Source organism: Stenotrophomonas sp. BIGb0135, from assembly GCF_024810105.1.
GTDB classification, from domain to species: Bacteria; Pseudomonadota; Gammaproteobacteria; order Xanthomonadales; family Xanthomonadaceae; genus Stenotrophomonas; species Stenotrophomonas maltophilia_AB.
In genome coordinates this window covers 302,798-321,422 of record NZ_JANUDX010000003.1, presented here as the reverse complement: position 1 = coordinate 321,422, position 18,625 = coordinate 302,798, and the positions used below count along the sequence as shown (strand labels likewise).

The 18,625-nt window shown below is 68.7% G+C and carries 17 protein-coding genes and 1 pseudogene; 10 read left to right on the top strand and 8 right to left on the bottom strand.

Translation table 11 applies throughout. From position 1 onward, the window contains the following. The first annotated feature begins 53 nt into the window (after positions 1-53). A complete protein-coding gene (pbpC, locus tag M2421_RS09225) occupies positions 54-2,429 on the top strand; it encodes a penicillin-binding protein 1C (RefSeq protein WP_259206196.1) in 2,376 nt (791 codons plus the stop codon). Between the two features lie 83 nt (positions 2,430-2,512). Here pbpC and M2421_RS09220 read toward each other — a convergent pair whose 3' ends face one another. Beyond that, a complete protein-coding gene (locus M2421_RS09220; RefSeq protein ID WP_259206194.1) occupies positions 2,513-3,115 on the bottom strand; it encodes a ferritin-like domain-containing protein in 603 nt (200 codons plus the stop codon). 29 nt (positions 3,116-3,144) lie between these two features. Beyond that, entirely contained in the window at positions 3,145-3,627 is a 483-nt protein-coding gene (locus M2421_RS09215) for a peroxiredoxin (RefSeq protein WP_259206190.1), read from the bottom strand. A 247-nt stretch (positions 3,628-3,874) separates the two neighbouring features. On the opposite strand from M2421_RS09215, the gene M2421_RS09210 reads away from it, so the two are divergent. Next, positions 3,875-4,768 carry a DnaJ C-terminal domain-containing protein gene (locus M2421_RS09210; RefSeq protein ID WP_259206188.1) on the top strand — a complete coding sequence of 298 codons (894 nt, stop codon included), beginning with the start codon at positions 3,875-3,877 and terminating at the stop codon, positions 4,766-4,768. 115 nt (positions 4,769-4,883) lie between these two features. Here M2421_RS09210 and pilH read toward each other — a convergent pair whose 3' ends face one another. Further along, positions 4,884-5,267 (bottom strand): twitching motility response regulator PilH, encoded by a 384-nt coding sequence (gene pilH, locus M2421_RS09205; RefSeq protein ID WP_259206187.1) that lies wholly within the window; start codon positions 5,265-5,267, stop codon positions 4,884-4,886. A gap of 90 nt (positions 5,268-5,357) precedes the next feature. After that, positions 5,358-6,353 (bottom strand): YhdH/YhfP family quinone oxidoreductase, encoded by a 996-nt coding sequence (locus M2421_RS09200; RefSeq protein WP_259206186.1) that lies wholly within the window; start codon positions 6,351-6,353, stop codon positions 5,358-5,360. Between the two features lie 193 nt (positions 6,354-6,546). Between M2421_RS09200 and hflK the strand changes: the two genes are divergently transcribed. The 7 genes from hflK to M2421_RS09165 all read left to right on the top strand — a co-directional run bounded on the left by hflK (position 6,547) and on the right by M2421_RS09165 (position 13,837). Then, positions 6,547-7,671, top strand: a complete 1,125-nt coding sequence (gene hflK / locus M2421_RS09195) for an FtsH protease activity modulator HflK (RefSeq protein WP_259206185.1) — start codon at positions 6,547-6,549, stop codon at positions 7,669-7,671. Next, positions 7,668-8,531 carry a protease modulator HflC gene (locus M2421_RS09190; RefSeq protein WP_259206182.1) on the top strand — a complete coding sequence of 288 codons (864 nt, stop codon included), beginning with the start codon at positions 7,668-7,670 and terminating at the stop codon, positions 8,529-8,531. The genes hflK and M2421_RS09190 overlap by 4 nt, the downstream gene beginning before the upstream one ends. A gap of 91 nt (positions 8,532-8,622) precedes the next feature. Continuing rightward, the gene (locus M2421_RS09185; protein ID WP_259206181.1) at positions 8,623-8,808 is read left to right on the top strand and encodes a DUF2065 family protein; all 186 of its coding nucleotides are present in this window, start codon (positions 8,623-8,625) and stop codon (positions 8,806-8,808) included. Positions 8,809-9,088: 280 nt separating this feature from the next. Beyond that, positions 9,089-10,381, top strand: a complete 1,293-nt coding sequence (locus tag M2421_RS09180) for an adenylosuccinate synthase (RefSeq protein ID WP_259206180.1) — start codon at positions 9,089-9,091, stop codon at positions 10,379-10,381. A 211-nt stretch (positions 10,382-10,592) separates the two neighbouring features. Further along, entirely contained in the window at positions 10,593-11,192 is a 600-nt protein-coding gene (locus tag M2421_RS09175; RefSeq protein WP_259206179.1) for a transcriptional regulator, read from the top strand. Continuing rightward, entirely contained in the window at positions 11,155-11,568 is a 414-nt protein-coding gene (locus tag M2421_RS09170; RefSeq protein WP_259206176.1) for a hypothetical protein, read from the top strand. The genes M2421_RS09175 and M2421_RS09170 overlap by 38 nt, the downstream gene beginning before the upstream one ends. A 142-nt stretch (positions 11,569-11,710) precedes the next feature. Continuing rightward, complete coding sequence (locus tag M2421_RS09165; protein ID WP_259206174.1) at positions 11,711-13,837, top strand: methyl-accepting chemotaxis protein; 2,127 nt, start codon at positions 11,711-11,713, stop codon at positions 13,835-13,837. A 399-nt stretch (positions 13,838-14,236) separates the two neighbouring features. On the opposite strand, the gene M2421_RS09160 is transcribed toward M2421_RS09165, so the two are convergent. Together M2421_RS09160 and M2421_RS09155 are read right to left on the bottom strand one after the other, a co-directional pair. After that, entirely contained in the window at positions 14,237-14,602 is a 366-nt protein-coding gene (locus tag M2421_RS09160) for a hypothetical protein (RefSeq protein ID WP_259206172.1), read from the bottom strand. A 69-nt stretch (positions 14,603-14,671) separates the two neighbouring features. Continuing rightward, complete coding sequence (locus tag M2421_RS09155) at positions 14,672-15,211, bottom strand: hypothetical protein (RefSeq protein ID WP_259206171.1); 540 nt, start codon at positions 15,209-15,211, stop codon at positions 14,672-14,674. A gap of 144 nt (positions 15,212-15,355) precedes the next feature. Between M2421_RS09155 and M2421_RS09150 the strand changes: the two genes are divergently transcribed. Continuing rightward, complete coding sequence (locus M2421_RS09150) at positions 15,356-16,168, top strand: hypothetical protein (RefSeq protein ID WP_259206169.1); 813 nt, start codon at positions 15,356-15,358, stop codon at positions 16,166-16,168. A 68-nt stretch (positions 16,169-16,236) separates the two neighbouring features. Here the strand turns inward: M2421_RS09150 and M2421_RS09145 are convergent. Both M2421_RS09145 and M2421_RS09140 read right to left on the bottom strand, forming a co-directional pair. Further along, a pseudogene (locus M2421_RS09145) lies at positions 16,237-16,479 on the bottom strand (HupB); the annotation flags it as partial. A gap of 29 nt (positions 16,480-16,508) precedes the next feature. Further along, on the bottom strand, positions 16,509-18,593 hold the full coding sequence (locus M2421_RS09140) for a catalase (RefSeq protein WP_259206167.1): 2,085 nt from the start codon (positions 18,591-18,593) through the stop codon (positions 16,509-16,511). Between the last annotated feature and the right edge of the window lie 32 nt (positions 18,594-18,625).

Below are 18,625 nucleotides of genomic sequence, written 5' to 3'. Positions count from 1 at the left end.
CGGGCGCGGGCCGTCGCTCCGGCGATGGCCCGCACGTTGCCGGCGTCGATGTGATGAAGTCTTTCCTTTCCCCGCGCTTCACCGGTCCTGCGCGGCGCTGGCTGTTGCCTGCGCTGCGGTGGGGCACCGCCGTACTGCTGGCCCTGCTGCTGGTGCTGGACCTGGCGTTCCCGCCGCCGCTGCCCAAGGCGCGCGACACCAGCACGCTGGTGGTGGCGCGCGACGGCACGCCGCTGCGCGCGTTCGCCGACGGCGACGGCGTCTGGCGCTATCCGGCAGCGGCCGACAGCGTCTCCCCGCTGTACCTGCAGGCCTTGCTCAACTATGAAGACCGCTGGTTCTGGCGGCACCCGGGCATCAATCCCTGGGGCATGCTGCGCGCCGGCAAGCAATGGCTGCTGCAGGGCCGGATCGTGTCCGGCGGGTCGACCCTGACCATGCAGGTGGCACGCATCCTGGACCCGCATTCGCGCACGCCGTGGGGCAAGGCCAAGCAGATGCTGCGCGCGGTGCAGCTGGAAGTGCACCTGAGCAAGGCGCAGATCCTGGCGCTGTACCTGGAGCGCGCGCCGTACGGCGGTACCATCGAAGGCGTGGAGGCGGCGAGCTGGGCCTACCTCGGCAAGCCGGCCGCACGCCTGTCCCAGGCCGAAGCCGCGCTGCTGGCGGTGCTGCCACAGGCGCCCAGCCGGCTGCGTCCGGATCGCCACCCCGAAGCGGCGCAGCGCGCCCGCGACAAGGTGCTGGAACGGATGGTGTCCCTGGGCGTGTGGACGCGCGAAGACGTGGATGACGCGCGCATCGAACCCGTGGTCACCCGCGCGTTGCAGCCCCCGCTGCATGCCGCCCTGCTGGCCCAGCGCCTGCGCACGGCACAGCCACGCGCGGCGCGGATCGAAAGCACCCTGGACATCGACCTGCAGCGCACCCTGGAAGAGCGGGTGTCCTCGTATTTCTCGCAGTTGCCCGAGCGCACCTCCGCCGCGCTGCTGGTGGTGGACAACCGCACCCTGGAAGCGCGCGCCTACGTGGGCTCGGTGGCCTTCGGCGACAAGCAGCGGCTGGGCCACGTGGACATGGTGCAGGCCTGGCGATCGCCAGGCTCCACGCTCAAGCCGTTCCTGTACGGGATGGCCCTGGACGACGGGCTGATCCATTCGGAAAGCCTGATGGTGGACGCCCCACAGGCCTTCGGGGGCTACCGCCCGGGCAATTTCGATGCGGCGTTCAACGGCCCGGTGAGTTCGGCCACCGCGTTGCGGCTGTCGCTCAACGTGCCGGCGGTGGACCTGCTGGACCGGGTCGGCTCGGCACGCTTTGCCGCGCGGCTGTCGCATGCCGGCATCAACCTGCGGTTCCCGCACGGCAGTGCGCCCAACCTGTCGCTGATCCTGGGCGGCACCGGCGCGCGGCTGGAGGACCTGGTCGGCGCATTTGCCGCTTTCAACCGCAACGGCATCGCCGGGCGCGTGCGCTACACCGCGGCCGATCCGGTGATCGAACGCCGGCTGATGTCGCCGGGTGCGGCCTGGATTACCCGCGAGGTGCTCGAATCCAATCCGCGCCCCGGCTACGGCAGCGGCACCTTCGATGTGACCGGGCGCCCGCGCGTGGCCTGGAAGACCGGCACCAGCTACGGCTACCGCGACGCGTGGGCGATCGGCGGCACCCGTCACTACACGGTGGGCGTGTGGGTGGGACGGCCGGATGGCACGCCGCTGCCGGGGCAGTACGGCGCGGTGACCGCGTTGCCGTTGATGTTCGAGGTGGTGGACAGCCTGCCACGCCAGGCCGGCGATGCCAGCGCGGCGGCGACGCCGGCGAACGTGACCCGCGAGACGATCTGCTGGCCGACCGGTGAGCTCGCCGAACGCACCGAAGACGCGCTATGCCAGCGTCGCCTGGATGCCTTCATCCTGGACGGCGTGGTGCCACCGACGTTTGCCGAGCGCGATGCGCGCCTGTGGCAGCCCGGCCGCCAGCGCTTCAACGTGGATGCACGCACCGGGTTGCGGCTGTCGCCGGATTGCCGCCTCCCGCATGAGATCGAGACGCGCGAGATCGCGCGCTGGCCCGCCTTGCTGTCGCCCTGGCTGCCGCAGGCGCAGCGGCATGCGGCGCAGTTGCCGGCGCTGTCGCCGGACTGCAGCGACGATGGCCGCGAGAGCGGTGGCAGCCTGCACATCGATGGCCTCAACGACCGCGCCACGCTGGCGCGCGCGCCCAATGCCGAACACGGCGTGCGCCTGCAGCTGCGAGCGTTGGGCAATGACAACAGCGTGGACTGGTTGCTGGACGGGCGCTGGATCGCGCGTACCGAAGGCGCGCGCCTGTTCCAGCGTGACTTCGAGGAAGTGGGCGAGCATACGCTCACCGCACTGGCCGCCGATGGCGCCTGGACCCAGGTGCGGTTCCGCATCCTGCGCTGACGTGCCCGCCGCAGGTCGCGCACTAGCGCCGGCCAACGGCCGGCACCAGCGTTCCGGGATGCCCGGGGGCTGCAGCCGCGGGGTTATTCCCCGATCCACCCATCGAGCAGGTCGGCGAACTCGTCGGCGTGTTCCTCTTCCTGCGCCAGGATCTCTTCGAGGATGCGCTTGGTGGTGGTGTCCTTGTCGCCCACGAAGTTGATCATCTCGCGATAGCTGTCGATGGCGATGCGTTCGGCGATCAGGTTCTCGCGGACCATGTCGCGCAGGTCCTTGCCTTCCTTGTACTCGGCATGCGAGCGCGCGGTCAGCGTGGCCGGGTTGAGGTCCGGTTCGCCACCGAGCTGGACGATGCGTTCGGCCAGCTTGCCGGCGTGCGCCTGCTCCTGCTGGGCGTGTTCGAGGAACTCGGCCTTGACCGCGTCGGCGAGCATGCCCTTGGCCATGAAATAGTGGCGGTAGTAACGCAGCACGCACACGTACTCGGTGGCCAGGGCATCGTTGAGCAGCTTGATCACCGCCTGGCGATCGGCGGTGTAGCTGTCGGTGATCGCACCATCCTCGATGTCCTTGCGCGCCTTGGCGCGCAGCGTGGCGGTATCGCTGATGCCCGGCGGCCGTGCGGCGTCCTGGGCGGGGTGGTCGTTGGCGGCGGGTTGCGGGGTGTGCTTGGCTGGCTTTGACATGGCTGGCCGGGTTCCTTTGTTGCGTGGGTTCAGCTGGGCAGATGCGCCAGCACGTAAGTTGCCGAGGACACCTCGAACTGGCCGGGGTCCTCGATGAAGGCCTGCCGCACCACGCCGTCCTCGACATACAGCGCGAAGCGGCGCGAGCGCAGGCCCATTCCCGAGCTGCTGGCATCCATTTCCAGGCCGAGCGCGCGGGTCAATTCACCATTGCCGTCGGACAGCAGCTGCAGGCCATCGGGTACATGCTGGCTTTCGCCCCAGGCCTTCATCACGAACGGATCGTTGACCGCCATGCAGAACACGTCGATACCGCGATGGCGGAAATCGGCGAAGTGCTCCACATAGCCGGGCAGGTGGCGGGCCGAACAGGTCGGGGTGAACGCGCCGGGTACCGCGAACAGCACCGCGCGGCGGCCGTCGAACAGGGCATGGGTATCGATGGTCTCCATGCCCTCGCGGATACGCTTGAGGGTGACTTCGGGAATGCGGTCGCCTGCTTGGATGGTCATGCGGACTCCTTGGACGCGCCCAGCGTAGTGAGCGGGGTGGGATGGCGGCGTCAAAACGTTGAAAGCCGGTGCTGCAGACCCATGTCAACGGCAACGCGGTGCAGCAGGGGCCAGCATGGGCGCCCTGCGGCGTGGGCGCATTGCGCAGGATCATGCCGGGGCGTCACGGCACGGCCGGCGCCAGCCGCTAGAATTGTCGGGACGGTGCCCGCCGGCGCGGGCGACCGAACTTATTCGAGGTGTATCGATGGAATTCAAGGATTACTACGCCACGCTCGGGGTGGAACCGAGCGCGGGCGACGCGGAAATCAAGACCGCCTACCGCCGGCTGGCGCGCAAGTACCATCCCGACGTCAGCAAGGAGGCCGGCGCGGAAGACAAGTTCAAGGCCGTCAACGAGGCCTATGAAGCGCTGCGCGACCCGCAGAAGCGCGCCGCCTACGACCAGCTCAAGGCGCAGGGCTACCGGCCCGGCGAGGAGTTCCATGCGCCGCCGAACTACGGCGGCGGGCAGGGCTTCGACTATGAGGAAGTGTTTGGCGGCGGGGCCGGCGGTGGCGGCTTCAGCGACTTTTTCGAGAGCCTGTTCGCGCGCCAGCGCGGCGGTGGCGGCCGCGCCAGTGGTTTCGGCGGCGCCAGCCAGGGCCCGCAGCCCACCCGCGACACCCGCGCCAAGCTGTCGGTGCCACTGGAGGCCGCCCACCAGGGTGACAGCCTGCGCATCAACGTCAACGGCAAGCAGCTGGATGTGCGCGTGCCCAAGGGCATCCGCCCGGGCCAGGTGATCCGCCTGACCGGGCAGGGCACCGGCGGCGGCAACCTGCTGCTGGAAGTGGAGTACGCCGAGCACCCGCAGTTCGAGGTGGACGGCCGCAACATCCTGTACACCCTGCAGGTGACGCCGTGGCAGGCCGCACTCGGCACCAGCATCAGCGTGCCCACGCTGGGCGGCTCGGTGGAGTTGAAGGTGCCGGCCGAGTCCGATGCCGGGCGCAAGCTGCGCCTGCGTGGGCGGGGTCTGCCGGGCAATCCCGACGGCGACCAGATCGTCGAACTGGAAATCGTGGCCCCGGCGCCCACCGAAGAGGCGCAGAAAAAGGCCTACAAGGCGCTGGCCAAGGCATTTGGCGAGAAGGTCTGATTGACGGGCGTACCGGCCAACGGTCGGTACGTGCCGCAGGTGGGTACCGGCCGACGGCGGGTACCTGCGGGCGCCGCATGCCGACCCGGCGTCGGCATGCGGCGCGCCGCGGCGCTTACGGCGCCGGCGGTTCCTGGTTGCTGAATACCCGCTCCAGCACCTCGGACAGCTCGTCCTCGGAGAACGGCTTGGTGATGTAGGCCTTGGCGCCCTGGCGCATGCCCCACATGCGGTCGGTGTCCTGGTCCTTGGTGGTCACCAGGATCACCGGGATGTGCTTGGTGCTGGCATCGCGGGCCAGTGTGCGGGTGGCCTGGAAACCGTTGAGGTTGGGCATCACCACATCCATCAGCACCAGGTCCGGCAGCTGCGCCTTGGCCGCTTCCACGCCGGCCGCACCATCGGTGGCGGTCAGAATCTGGTGCCCGAGCTTTTCGACGATGCGCTGTATCCCCAGCAGCTGCGACGGTGAATCGTCGACGATCAGAATGCGTGCCATGTTGTTCCCCATGTGATGCCCAGCAGTGTAGTGCTGCGCGCGCATGGCCGGGAAGCTCCCGGCCTGCCGTCCGTCGCCTGCCTGCGACGCTCAGTCGATCCGCACCACGGTGCGCCCCAGCGAGCCGCCGGCCAGCATCGCCTCGAACACCGCCGGCAGCCCGTCCAGGGCCACTTCGCGCGTGCAGATCGCCGCCAGGTGGCCTGGCTTCCACTCGCCGGCGAGGCGTTGCCAGACCTGCTCGCGCAACGCGCGCGGGGCCGCTGCCGAGGACACCCCGAGCAATGACACGCCGCGCAGGATGAAGGGCATGACCGTCATGTCCAGCGCCGGGCTGGCCGCCAACCCGGCGCTGACCACGCTGCCGTAGGGCACGGTCTGCGCCAGCAGGCTGGCGAGCATCGGCCCACCGGCATTGTCCAGGCCGCCACCGAAGCGCGCCGATTCCAGCGGGCGGGCCGAGGCCAGCGCGTCGCGCGGCAGCACCTGGCTGGCGCCCAGGCCGCGCAGGAAGTCGGCCTGGTCGGCCTTGCCACTGATCGCGTGCACCTCGAAGCCGGCGCGGCTGAAGATGGCCACTGCCAGCGAGCCGACCCCGCCGGTCGCGCCGGTGACCGCCAGCGGCCCGTGGGCCGGGGTGAGCCGGTTGTCGGTCATGCGCAGCAGCGCCAGCGCGGCGGTGAAGCCGGCGGTGCCCAGCACCATCGCCTCGCGCGGGCTCAGGCCGGCGGGCTGGGCGATCACCGCGGCCGATTCCAGCCGGACGTACTGGCTGTAGCCGCCATCGCGGGTCTCGCTGAGCCCGCAGCCGGTGGCCAGCACCGCGTCGCCCTCGCGGTACGCGGGGTCGGTCGAGGCCACCACCGTGCCGGCCACGTCGATCCCGCCCACCAGCGGGAACCGGCGCAGGATCCGGCCCTGGCCGGTGCCGGCCAGGGCGTCCTTGTAGTTCACCGAGGACCAGTGCGCGCGGATCACCACCTCGCCCGGGTTGAGCTGGTCCAGCGCGACCGACTCGATGCCGCTGCGGTGGCCGTTGTCGTCCTGGTGGATGCGGAAGGCGTTGAACCGGTCGGGGATAGCCATGAAGATGCCTGACAGGGGAAGGATGGACCACCTTACCCGCAGTGGCCCCCGGCGGCGGCGCGGGATGAATCGCGCCCCGCTGCGGCCTTGCCCTTCCAATCCTGTCGATCGGCCCCATCTTGTAGAATCGAGCAGGATTCACGGTTGACGGTGCGGAATGACCCGCAGGCAACCTTTCACTGATGGAGCGTGCATGGCCTGGAATACACCCGGCGGCAACAAGGGCGGACAAGGTCCCGACGAGAATCGACGGGGGCCGTTCGGTCCCCGCGGCAGCGGCAACGGGGGCGGTTGGGGCGGTTTTCCCGGTCCGCTCAAGGACATGTTCGACGGCAATGTCCTGCGATGGGTCGCCGGCGCGGTGGTCCTGCTGCTGGTGTTCTCCAGCTTCCAGTTGATCGGCGAACAGGAACGCGGGGTCGTGCTGCGCTTCGGCCAGTTCTCGCGGATCCTGCAGCCCGGCCCCAATATCAAGCTGCCGTGGCCGATCGAGTCGGTCGACAAGGTCAACGCCACCCAGATCAAGACCTTCAGCAGCCAGGTGCCGGTGCTGACCCGTGACGAGAACATCGTCAACGTGTCGGTCAACGTGCAGTACCGCATCGACGATCCGCGCCTGTACCTGTTCGGCACGGTCGCGGCCGACCAGGTGCTGGAGCAGTCCGCGCAGAGCGCGGTGCGTGAGCAGGTCGGCCGTGCCGACCTCAACGCGGTGCTCAACAACCGCGGCCCGCTGGCCGTGGTCGCCGAAGAGCGCCTGCAGGCAGCGCTGAAGGCCTATCGTACCGGTCTGTCGGTGACCGGGCTGACCCTGCCCGACGCGCGTCCGCCGGAAGAAGTGAAGCCGGCCTTCGACGAGGTCAACGGCGCCCAGCAGGTCAAGGAACGCCTGATCAACGAAGCCCAGGCCTACGCGGCCAAGGTGGTCCCGGAAGCCCGCGGCCAGGCCTCGCGTGCCCGCACCACCGCCGAAGGCTACAAGCAGGCCGTGGTCTCCAAGGCCCAGGGTGATGCCGAGCGCTTCAGCCTGCTGCAGGTCCAGTACAAGGACGCCCCGGAGGTCACCCGCAAGCGGCTGTGGCTGGAAACGGTGGAGCAGGTGCTGGGCCAGAACCGCAAGATCATCGGTGGCGATGGCCGCCAGCTGATCTACGTGCCGATGCCGGCCGACAACCGTACCGGCGCCGCCCCGGCCGCCCCGGCCATCACCCCGGAAGTGATGCTGCCGTCGCTGCCGGCCAGCACCCCGGTGGACGGCGTACGCAACACCGAGCGCCCGACCACCCGCCCGACCGGTCGTGAAGGAGTCAGCCGATGAAGAGTTCCCTTTGGATCGGGCTGGCCGTGGCCGCCCTGCTGGCCCTGCTGGGCTCGGTGTACGTGGTCCGTGAGGACCAGACCGCGATGGTGCTCAACCTGGGCAAGGTGGTCCGTGCGGACATCAAGCCGGGCCTGCACTTCAAGGTGCCGCTGGTGGAGACCGTGCGGGTGTTCGACCGTCGCTTCCAGGTGCTCGACACCGCGCCGGCGCGCTACTTCACCGCCGAGCAGAAGGACGTCAGCGTCGACTTCTTCGCCATCGGCTACATCTCCGACGTGCGCGACTATTACCGCGCCACCGGCGGCGATGCCAGCGTGGCCAACGCCCGCCTGGCGCCGATCATCACCGACTCGCTGCGCAACCAGATCAACTCGCGCACGCTGCAGCAGCTGGTCTCCGGTGACCGCAGCGAACTGATCGCCAACCAGCTGACCGGCATCAACACCTCGGTCAAGGACCTGGGCATGCAGATCATCGACCTGCGCATCAAGCAGATCGACCTGCCCACCGACAGCCAGGTGATCAACGATGTGTACGAGCGCATGCGCGCCCAGCGCAAGCAGGAAGCGGCCAAGCTGCGCGCCGAGGGTGAGGAGCAGTCGCTGACCATCCGTGCCCAGGCCGACCGCGACAGCACCGTGATCGTGGCCGAAGCAGAACGCGATGCGCAGCAGATGCGCGGTACCGGCGATGCCGAAGCCGCCCGCATCTATGGCAAGGCCGGCGCGGCCGATCCGTCGTTCTACGCGTTCTACCGCAGCCTGGAGGCGTATCGCGGTTCGATGGCCGACGGCAACGGCGTGATCGTGCTCGACAAGAACGACCCGTTCCTGCAGTACCTCAAGAACGATCGCTGAGGCGACATCGCCAGGGTCGCGTCCGCTCGATCCTGCGTCCACGGGGCCCGGTCACACAACCGGGCCCCGTGCTTTTTCCGGAGTTGCATGCATGAAAGACCTGTTTTCGGCCGTGTGTCTGGTCGCCGTCCTCGAAGGCCTGTTCCTGTTCGCCGCACCACGGGCCTGGAAGCGCATGGCCGAACACCTGTTGATGCTGCCCAGCGTCGCCCTGCGCCGCTGGGGCGGGGTGATCCTGCTGGCCGGCCTGACCACCTTGTGGTGGCTGAGACACTAGGCGGCGCGGCCGCGACCGGATCGGTGCCGGCCCGCCTGGCCGGGCGCGACAGCGCAGGGCTGAGCGGCGGGTGAAGACGGCCGCGGCCAGGGTGGCACCGGACCCCGGAAACCCGGATAATGCACAAAAGCCGGACGGGCCTCCCCGTTCGGCTTTTTCCGTGTCTGGGCCTTCCATCGCCGGCCGCTCCCCGTTTGGAGCCGCCACCCCCGCGCTGGCCAGCCCTGCCATGGTTTACCCGTCCGCGGCCCCGATGGCCGCAACATATGAGGAGCCCATCATGGGTCAGTCTGTCGTAGTGCTTGGTGCCCAGTGGGGCGATGAAGGCAAGGGCAAGATCGTCGATCTGCTCACCGAGGAAATCGGTGCCGTAGTGCGTTTCCAGGGCGGCCACAATGCCGGCCACACCCTTGTCATCAATGGCAAGAAGACCGTGCTGCACCTGATCCCGTCGGGCATCCTGCGTGCCGACGCGCTGTGCCTGATCGGCAATGGCGTGGTGATCTCCCCGGCTGCCCTGCAGAAGGAAATCGCCGAGCTGGAAACCTCCGGCGTGGAAGTGCGTTCGCGCCTGAAGATCTCCCCGGCCGCGCCGCTCATCATGCCGTACCACATCGCCCTGGACCAGGCGCGCGAACGCGCTGCCGGTGGCAAGGCGATCGGCACCACCGGCCGTGGCATCGGCCCGGCGTACGAAGACAAGGTGGCGCGCCGCGGCATCCGCATCGCCGACCTGCATTACCCCAAGCAGCTGGAAGAACTCCTGCGCACCGCGCTGGATTACCACAACTTCGTGCTGACCAATTACCTGAAGACCGACGCGGTCGACTTCCAGAAGACCTACGACGAAGCGCTGGCCTTCGGCGAGTACGTCGAGCCGATGAAGTCCGACGTCGCCGGCATCCTGCACGACCTGCGCAAGCAGGGTAAGCGCGTGCTGTTCGAAGGCGCCCAGGGCGCGCTGCTGGACATCGACCACGGCACCTACCCGTACGTCACCAGCTCCAACACCACCGTCGGCGGCGCACTGGCCGGTGCCGGCGTGGGCGCGGACGCGATCGACTACGTGCTGGGCATCGCCAAGGCCTACGCGACCCGCGTCGGCGGCGGCCCGTTCCCGACCGAGCTGGATGACGAAATCGGACAGGGCATCCGCGATCGCGGCGCCGAGTACGGCGCCTCGACCGGCCGTCCGCGTCGCTGCGGCTGGATGGACATCGTCGCGCTCAAGCGCGCCGTGGCCATCAACGGCATCAGCGGCCTGTGCATCACCAAGCTGGACGTGCTGGACGGCATGGAAAAGCTGAAGGTCTGCATCGCCTACGAATACCGCGGCAAGCGCACCGAATACGCGCCGCTGGACGCGCAGGGCTGGGAAGAGTGCACCCCGGTGTACCTGGAGTTCCCGGGCTGGACCGAGAACACCCATGGCATCACCAACTGGGACGACCTGCCGCCGGCCGCCCGCGCCTACCTGCGCGCGCTGGAAGAGCTGGCGGGCTGCCCGGTGAGCATCGTCTCCACCGGCCCGGACCGCGACCACACCATGGTCCTGCAGGATCCGTTCGCCTGAGCCCCGGTCGTGCCGAGCCATGCTCGGCACCGCCAACCGGCCATACGTAACGCAACAGCGAAAAGCCCCGCGAACGCGGGGCTTTTTCGTTGTGCCAGGGCCACGCGCCTGGAACCTGAGCTGCTTGCAAATACCCAATATGGGTATTAACGTACCCAATATGGGTACGAAATCTCCCGCACCTCGCCTTCCGTCCAACCGATCATCTGGCTTGGCTGACGCTCTGTTCACCCAGACCCAGCAACGCGTGTTGGGGATGTTGTTCGGACAGCCGCATCGCGCGTTCGGGGTAGCGGAGCTGATTGCATCGATCGGCGCGGGCTCCGGTGCGGTACAGCGGGAGTTGGCCAAGCTGGCCGCTGCCGGCTTGGTCAGCGTCAGGGCATCGGGGAACCAGAAGCGCTACCAGGCCAGCGCCGAGTCTCCGATCCATGACGAACTGGTGGCGATCGTGCAGAAGACCGTCGGTCTGGCCGCGCCACTGCGCGAGGCGTTGCTGCCGCTGCAGGAGCAGATCTCCGCCGCGTTCGTGTACGGCTCCATTGCCAAGCGTACCGATACCGCACGCAGCGACATCGATCTCATGATCCTGTCCGACACGCTCGGCTATGCCGAAGTGATGCAAGCGTTGGATGGGGCCGAGGGGCGGCTGGGGCGACCGGTGCATCCGACGCTGTATTCAAGCGCTGAATTCACATCGCGGGTTCACGATCAAAATTCCTTCTTGATGCGCGTGCTGGAGCAGCCCAAGATCTGGATCATTGGAGAACATGATGATCTCAGCGCTGGACAATCTGGCCGGACCGGGTAAATCACTCAGCGCCGAACGGCCTGATCCGCGGGAAATCGCAGGGTTGCAGCGATCAGGACTGGCCCGGCTGCACGATGCACGCAATACCTCGCTTTCCCTGGAGAGCCGCTTCGACCTGGCCTACAACGCGGCGCACGCGCTGTGTTTGAGCGCGCTGCGACAACACGGCTTTCGGCCGGCGCAGCGCTACATTGTTTTCCAGGTCCTTCCGCATACGCTCGGCTTGGGGCCAGAGGTATGGCGTGTGCTGGACAAGTGCCATCAGCAGCGCAATGTCGCAGAGTACGAGGGCGAACTGGACGTCAGTGAGCGTCTGGTGCTGGATTTGATCATCGCCTGCGACCAGGTGCGCCGGGCAATGGGGCTGAACGACTGAGCGGGCGCCTGCGGCCTGGTGCTGAGCCCATCAGCCATGCCCACCCCCAAACGTGAACCGACGCCGTTCCGTTAAGACTACGTGATCAAGAACGCGCCCGCGTGGGCCGATAACCCGGCACCCCCCACGTTTGGATGCAGTCATGGATTTCTTGAGGAACGTCAGCGTCGTCTGGCGTCTAGGTATGGGCTTCGGCCTGTTGCTGCTGCTGGTCGCGGCCGTGGTCGCCACCGGCGCCACCGGCAGCGCGGTGCAGAAGCATGCGATGCAGGACGTGGTCGACGTCGGCGTGGCCAAGGTGCGGCTGCTGTCGGAGATGCTCGACGCAAACAACCAGATGATGGTGGTGCGCCGCGAGATGCTGATCCGCCAGGGGCAGGGCCGCGACGCCGACGAGGCGCGCATCGCCGACCTGGTCAAGCGCTACGAGGCCAGCTGGACCGCCTACCAGGCGCTGCCGGGCGATGCGGCGGGCAAGAAGATCGGTGAGCAGATCGCGGCCAGGCGTGCGGTCGCGCGCCCGTTGAACAAGCAGACCAGCGAGCTGATGGGGCAGGGCGACTTCCCAGCGGCGGTCGCCCTCACCCTGGGCCCGGTGCAGGAAGCGGCCAACGGCTGGAACAAGGCGCTCGCCAACGGCGTGGCGTATGAGGAAAAGGAAAGCCGCGCGGCAGCCGCCGAGGCGATCCGTCTGGGCGAACGCACCCTGCTGCAGCTGCTGGTCCTGGGCGGGATCGCGCTGCTGGTCGGTATCGCCGCCTCCGTGCTGATCGGCCGCAGCCTGACCGGGCCGCTGGCACGTGCGGTGGGCCTGGCCGACCGCATGGCCCGTGGCGAGCTGGACCAGGACTTCCGCCTGGGCGGACGCGATGAACTGACCCTGCTCGGCAATGCCATGGGCAGCGTGCGCCAGAACGTGCAGGCCGCGATCACCGCGCAGTTGCAGATGGCGCAGCAGCACGAAGCCGGTGCGATCAGCTACCGCATGGATGCCGCCGCATTGCCGGGCGACTACGGGCGCATGCTGCGCGCGACCAACGAACTGGTCGGCTCGCACGTGGACGTGCAGTCGCACATGGTCGATGTGATGGGCGAGTACGCCATCGGCGAGCTCAGCCGCGACCTCGACAGTTACCCGGGCGAGAAGGCGCTGCTGACCCGCACCATGGCCACGGTCAAGGCCAGCCTGATGGCGATCAACCAGCAGATCGACACCCTGGCCAGCGCCGCGCGCGCCGGCGATTTCTCGGTGCGTGGCGATGAGGCCGCGTTCCAGTTCCAGTTCCGCGCGATGGTCGCCAACCTCAACGGCATGATGGCCAGCTCGCAGTCCAGCATCGCCGACCTGTCCCAGGTGCTGCGCGCGATTTCCACCGGCGACCTGACCTCGCGCATGACCGGCCACTACGAAGGCGTGTTCGCACAGATGCGCGACGACGCCAATGTCACCGCCGCGCAGCTGACCGGCATCGTCCAGCAGATCCAGGGCGCGGCCGGCAGCATCAACGACGCCGCGCAGGAACTGGCGGCCGGCCACAACGATCTGTCGCGCCGCACCGAACAGCAGGCCGCCAACCTGGAAGAGGCGGCTGCCTCGATGGAAGAACTGACGTCCACCGTGCGCCAGAACGCCGAACTGGCCAACCAGGCCGACCACGAAGCGCACGCGGCCGGTGCCGCGGTACGCGCCACCGAGCAGGCGATCGCGCAGATGGCCAAGGTCATGAGCGAGATCGACACCTCCTCGGCGCGCATCGGCGAGATTTCCTCGGTGATCGATGGGATCGCGTTCCAGACCAACATCCTGGCCTTGAACGCGGCGGTGGAAGCTGCCCGCGCCGGCGAGAACGGCCGCGGTTTCGCCGTGGTCGCCAGCGAAGTGCGCACCCTGGCCCAGCGCGCCGGCACCGCGGCCAAGGAGATCAAGGACCTGATCGACGCGTCCAGCGAGAAGGTCAGGACCGGGCTCAGCGTCACCGTGGAATCGGAGGCGGCGATCGCGCGCCTGACCCAGGCCAGCGCGCGCACCAACCAGTTGATGAGCGATATCGCTGCCGCCACCAAGGAGCAGGCCGCGGGCATCGAACAGGTCAACCAGGTGGTGGTGCAGATGGACCAGGTGACCCAGCAGAACGCGGCCCTGGTCGAAGAGGCCACCGCGGCCAGCCGCTCGCTGGAGCAGCAGGCGCACGCGCTCACCGAATCGGTGGCCGTGTTCAAGCTGGAGCAGGGCCACCCGCTGCGCACGGCGGCCAAACGCGCGGCCTGACCGCGCGGTATCGACGCACGCCGGAGGCGTGGTGCATGCCCCCCGCGTGCGTGGCGCCGGCCACGCGCGCGTTTTCAGCGACGACAGGCAGTGCGGGCGACGGGGCAACGTGACCTCGCCCGGCCCGGCCCGGATGGCCCGTCCCACTACCCGGTGAAGTTGGTGCCGCGCCTGCAGGCGCTGGACGCGTTGCAGGGTGAAGGGTGCCCGCTCAAGGCCAGCGCCGCTGGGCGGGCCGGCCACGTGGCGCAGCACCGCCGGATCGGTCTGCGTCGGGGAGGGCTGCGACGCGCATGGGTACCGGGCATCGCAACGGAGCTCACCCCGATCCGCGCGCAGGCGCTCGAGCGGACCGCGCGTCCGTGCCTGGTTCGGCCCGGGTGCAGCGCCCTGAGCGCATCACCCCGGGAGCATCAGCCGCGGCAGGTAGAACCAGGTCACCAGCAGCATCAGGCTGCAGAACAGGGCACTGAAGTAGTTCAGTGCGGCCAGTGTGGCCAGCACGAAGGCGCGATGCGGTGCGCCGCGCTGCGCGCGCCAGACGTACAGGGCGGCCAGCAGCGTGGCCACGCCGACGCCGCAGAGCAGCAGCGGCGACTGCGGCAGCCACTGCGCGTTGAAGCGGGTCATGAGCGGGAGGTGGCCGCCCGGGCCGGTCAGGGACGCGGCCGGAAACAGTGCCAGCACGCCGGACAGGTGCGAGGCGGTGACCAGCACCGCGATCAGGCTGGAGAGGTACAGGAACGCGCCGATCCAACGGGTCATGTTGTTTTCCTTGGGTCTCGATGCTGGCGATGCAGCGTTCGCTGCGAGCGCGACGGTGCCGAGGCGGCGTCAGCGAACATTGAAGGTGGCCTGCAGCGGTAATGCCACGCCGCGGTTGGCGTCGGTCAGGGTGATCCTCACCGTCCAGGTGCCGCGCGGGTCGGTGGCTTCGGCAAGGAAGCGCACGCCCTCGGAGGACAGGTAGATCAGGCCCGGATCGGCCCCGGGCCGGCCCTGGAAGCAGGGCAGGTCGCGCTGGTCCATGGTCGCGCTGCCATCCGGGCGGTTGACCCGCACGTCGCAGCGCACGTTGCTGGTGCCATCGGCGCCGGGCAGCGGATTGGACAGGAAGGCCACGATGTACAGTTCGCCGCCGTTGCGCACGTCCTGGGCGGCCTCGAAGCGCGGTTGGTCGCCGGTGGTGGCGTCCCAGATGGCGCGCCATTGCGGGTTGTCGGTGACCACCAGACTGGCGCTGAAGCCACGCGCGGCGGCACTGGCCGAGCGCTGCGCCATCGGCGTGCCGTCGGCATTGCGCCAGTCGCTCTGGGCCAGGCCGTTGAAGGGCAACAACAGGGCCATCATGGCCAACAGCGACGGACTGCGCATGCGTGCTCCTCGGGGGCCGCGGGTGGCGGCGTGCGGGGAGTATCGCCGATGCCGGGCCGTCCATGCCAAGGCCGGGGCCCCCAAGGCCGCCTTCCACCCCGTGCCGATATCGGCGATGCTCTGGCCGGGGCAACAGGGGACGATATGGACAACCGGGAACAGGGCGACATCCACGGCGATGTGCCGGCCATCGCGCACCTCGGTGCCGCGCCGCTGCCGGCGCCGGCAGACGGCACGCCCACCGACTGGTCGGTGCTGCCGGCGGTGCGGGGCAATGAAGACTCGGTGGTGATGGAACTGTGGCGGCTGCTGCGCCAGGAACCGGCGCTGATCGTGAGCGCCGGCTACGTGCTGCTGTCGCTGCTCGGCCTGTGGTCGAGCTATTTCTTCTACCTGCGCTTCCAGTTGTCGATCCTGGATTACCTGCAGATCAGCGACTTCCTGGTCGCCGGCCTGCGCGATCCGGCCTACGCCGGCATCCTGGGCGGCGGCATGCTGCTGGCGATCCTGGTGACCTGGCCGGACACGCTGCGCCGGCGCAACCCGGACAAGGTGGAGGCGCTGCGGGCGCGGCACTGGGCATGGCGCGTGGTGTTCTCGCGCTCCTGGCTCACCAGTTGGGACATTTCCGGGCTGCGCCCGTTGACCGGCGTGTCCGTGGCGGTGGTCTGCTACATGGCCCTCGGCGCGGCGATCTACTCGCTGAACAAGGCCGAGAACATCCGCGATGCGGGGCAGGGCACCCGGGTGGTGGTCCACCTCGCCGGTGATGGTGCGCCGCTGCCGGGCGACGCGCGGCTGCTCGGCAGCAGCAGTGCGTTCGTGTTCCTGTGGTGGCCGCAGCAGCATCGTGCGGAGGCCGTGCCGATCTCGGCGATCAAACGCATGCAGTCGGTGGTGGTGCCACCAACGGGCGCCGTTGCGCCGGCGCCAAGGCCGGCCGCCGCCGCACGCTGAGCCCCGCGCCGGGCGGGCAATGCGCGCGGATGCTGCAGCCTGGGCTGCAGCATCCACGCGTTGTTTCAGCGCGCGGTCTTCTTCTTCGTTGCGCTCTTGCTGGCCGCAGTCTTCTTCGTGGCTGTCTTCTTCACCGCTGCCTTGCTGGCCGGCGCATGCTTCTTGCCGCCGCCGTCCTGCTTGTTCACCGTCGCCCAGGCGATGCGCGCGGCGGCGTCCTCGCCGCGCCCCTGTTCCTTCTCGCTCTCTTCGATGTGTTCGGCCTGGCGCTTCTGCGCGTCGGTATAGCCGGATTTGTCACCGCGGGGCATGCGCGCGCTCCTGTGATCGTCGAATGTGCTCAGGCCAGCGTGCGCACCTTCGGCTCGCGTGCCCACTGCCGGGTGCCTGCGGCCGCGAGGAAGCCCTTGGCATCCTCGGCCTCGACCACGCCGCCATCGTTGCCCACGCGCGCGGCCTTGAGCAGGGCCTGCGCGCCCTCATCGGCGGCAATCGCCTTCAGGTGCGCCCATGCGTCGGCCACGAAATCGATCGCCGCCGATTCCTTCTGCAACCGCTTGGCCGCGTCGTTGCTGAGCACCACCGCCACCGCGTCGAACACCACCGACGGCGTGCCGGCAAGCTGGCCATCGGCCGCCAGCGTCTTGCCATCGCTGAGCTTGCCCCCGCCGATCTTCGGCGCGACCAGCTTGACCTTGGCCCCGGCTTTTTCCGCGGCCTTGCGCAGGTTGTTGATCAGACCCGCATCCGAGCCTTCGTCGAACAGGATGCCGATGCAGCGCCCTTTCAGCAGGTCCTTGGTGCGGCCGATCACGCGGACTTCCGGCGCCCGCGGGAAATCCTTGGCCGGGGTGGCGGTCGGTGCCGGATCCGGCAGGGCCGGCATCGCCAGGCCGGCAGCGACCCGTTTGGCCAGCGACTCGTCGATGTTGCGCAGGTGGCTCACGGTGCGCTCGCGCACCTTGACAGTTTCCACCTTGGACAGCTCGAACACCAGTGCCGAGGCCAGGTGCGCCTGCTCGGGCACTTCCAGGCTGCGGAAGAACATCCGGGCCTGGCTGTAGTGGTCGGCGAAGCTGGCCGCGCGCACGCGCCCCTTCACCCCATCGTCGGGCGCGGTGGCGTGGCTGGGGAAGCCGTCGCGCGTCTCGCGCGGGCTGTCGTCCTGCAGCGAGCTGGGGTCATACGCTACCCGGCCCTTGGGAATGCCCATCTGCATGTGGCCATCGCGCTGGTGATTGGCGAACGGGCACTTGGGCGCGTTGACCGGGATCTGGTGGAAATTGGGGCCACCGAGGCGGCTGAGCTGGGTGTCCAGGTAGGAGAACAGCCGCCCCTGCAGCAGCGGATCGTTGCTGAAGTCGATGCCCGGCGGCACGTTGGCCGGGCAATAGGCCACCTGCTCGGTCTCGGCGAAGAAATTGTCCGGCCAGCGATCCAGCACCATCCGCCCGATCACGGTCAGCGGCACCAGCGACTCGGGAATGATCTTGGTCGGGTCCAGGTGGTCGAACGGGAACGCCTCGGCCTCTTCCTCGCTGAACAGCTGCACCGCCAGCTCCCACTCGGGGAAGTCGCCGCCGGTGATCGCCTCGAACAGGTCGCGGCGGTGGAAGTCGTTGTCGGCGCCCTGCAGCTTCACTGCCTCGTCCCACACCGTGGACTGGATGCCTTGCTTCGGCCGCCAATGGAACTTCACGAAGGTCGACCCACCCGCGTCGTCGAGCAGGCGGAAGCTGTGGATGCCGAAGCCTTCTATCGTGCGCAGCGAGCGCGGGATGGTGCGGTCGCTCATCGCCCACATGATCATGTGCATCGACTCGGGCATCAGCGAGACGAAATCCCAGAAGGTGTCGTGCGCGCTGGCCGCCTGCGGGAAGGCGCGGTCCGGTTCCATCTTCACCGCGTGGATCAGGTCGGGGAACTTGATCGCATCCTGGATGAAGAACACCGGGATGTTGTTGCCGACCAGGTCCCAGTTGCCTTCCTTGGTATAGAACTTCACCGCGAAGCCGCGCACGTCGCGCGGGGTGTCCACCGAACCGGCGCCGCCGGCCACCGTGGAGAAGCGGGTGAACACGGGGGTGCGCACGCCGACCTCGGTGAGCACGCGCGCGCGGGTGAACTCGTGCAGCGAGCGGGTCAGCTCGAAGTAGCCGTGGGCCGCGCTGCCGCGCGCGTGCACGATGCGCTCGGGGATGCGCTCATGGTCGAAGTGGGTGATCTTCTCGCGCAGGATGAAGTCTTCCAGCAACGTCGGCCCGCGCGGGGTATCGCGCAGCGAGTTCTGGTTGTCGGCCACCGGGATGCCCTGGTTGGTGGTCAGCGCGGGATGGCCGGCGCCGGCGTGCTGGTGCAGTTCGTCACCCTCGCCACGGCTGTCGGTGGGCGGGGCGGGTTTGGTGCGGGGCTTGCTGGCGGCCATGAGGCACTCCGGGGGCTGGCGTGGGTTCAACG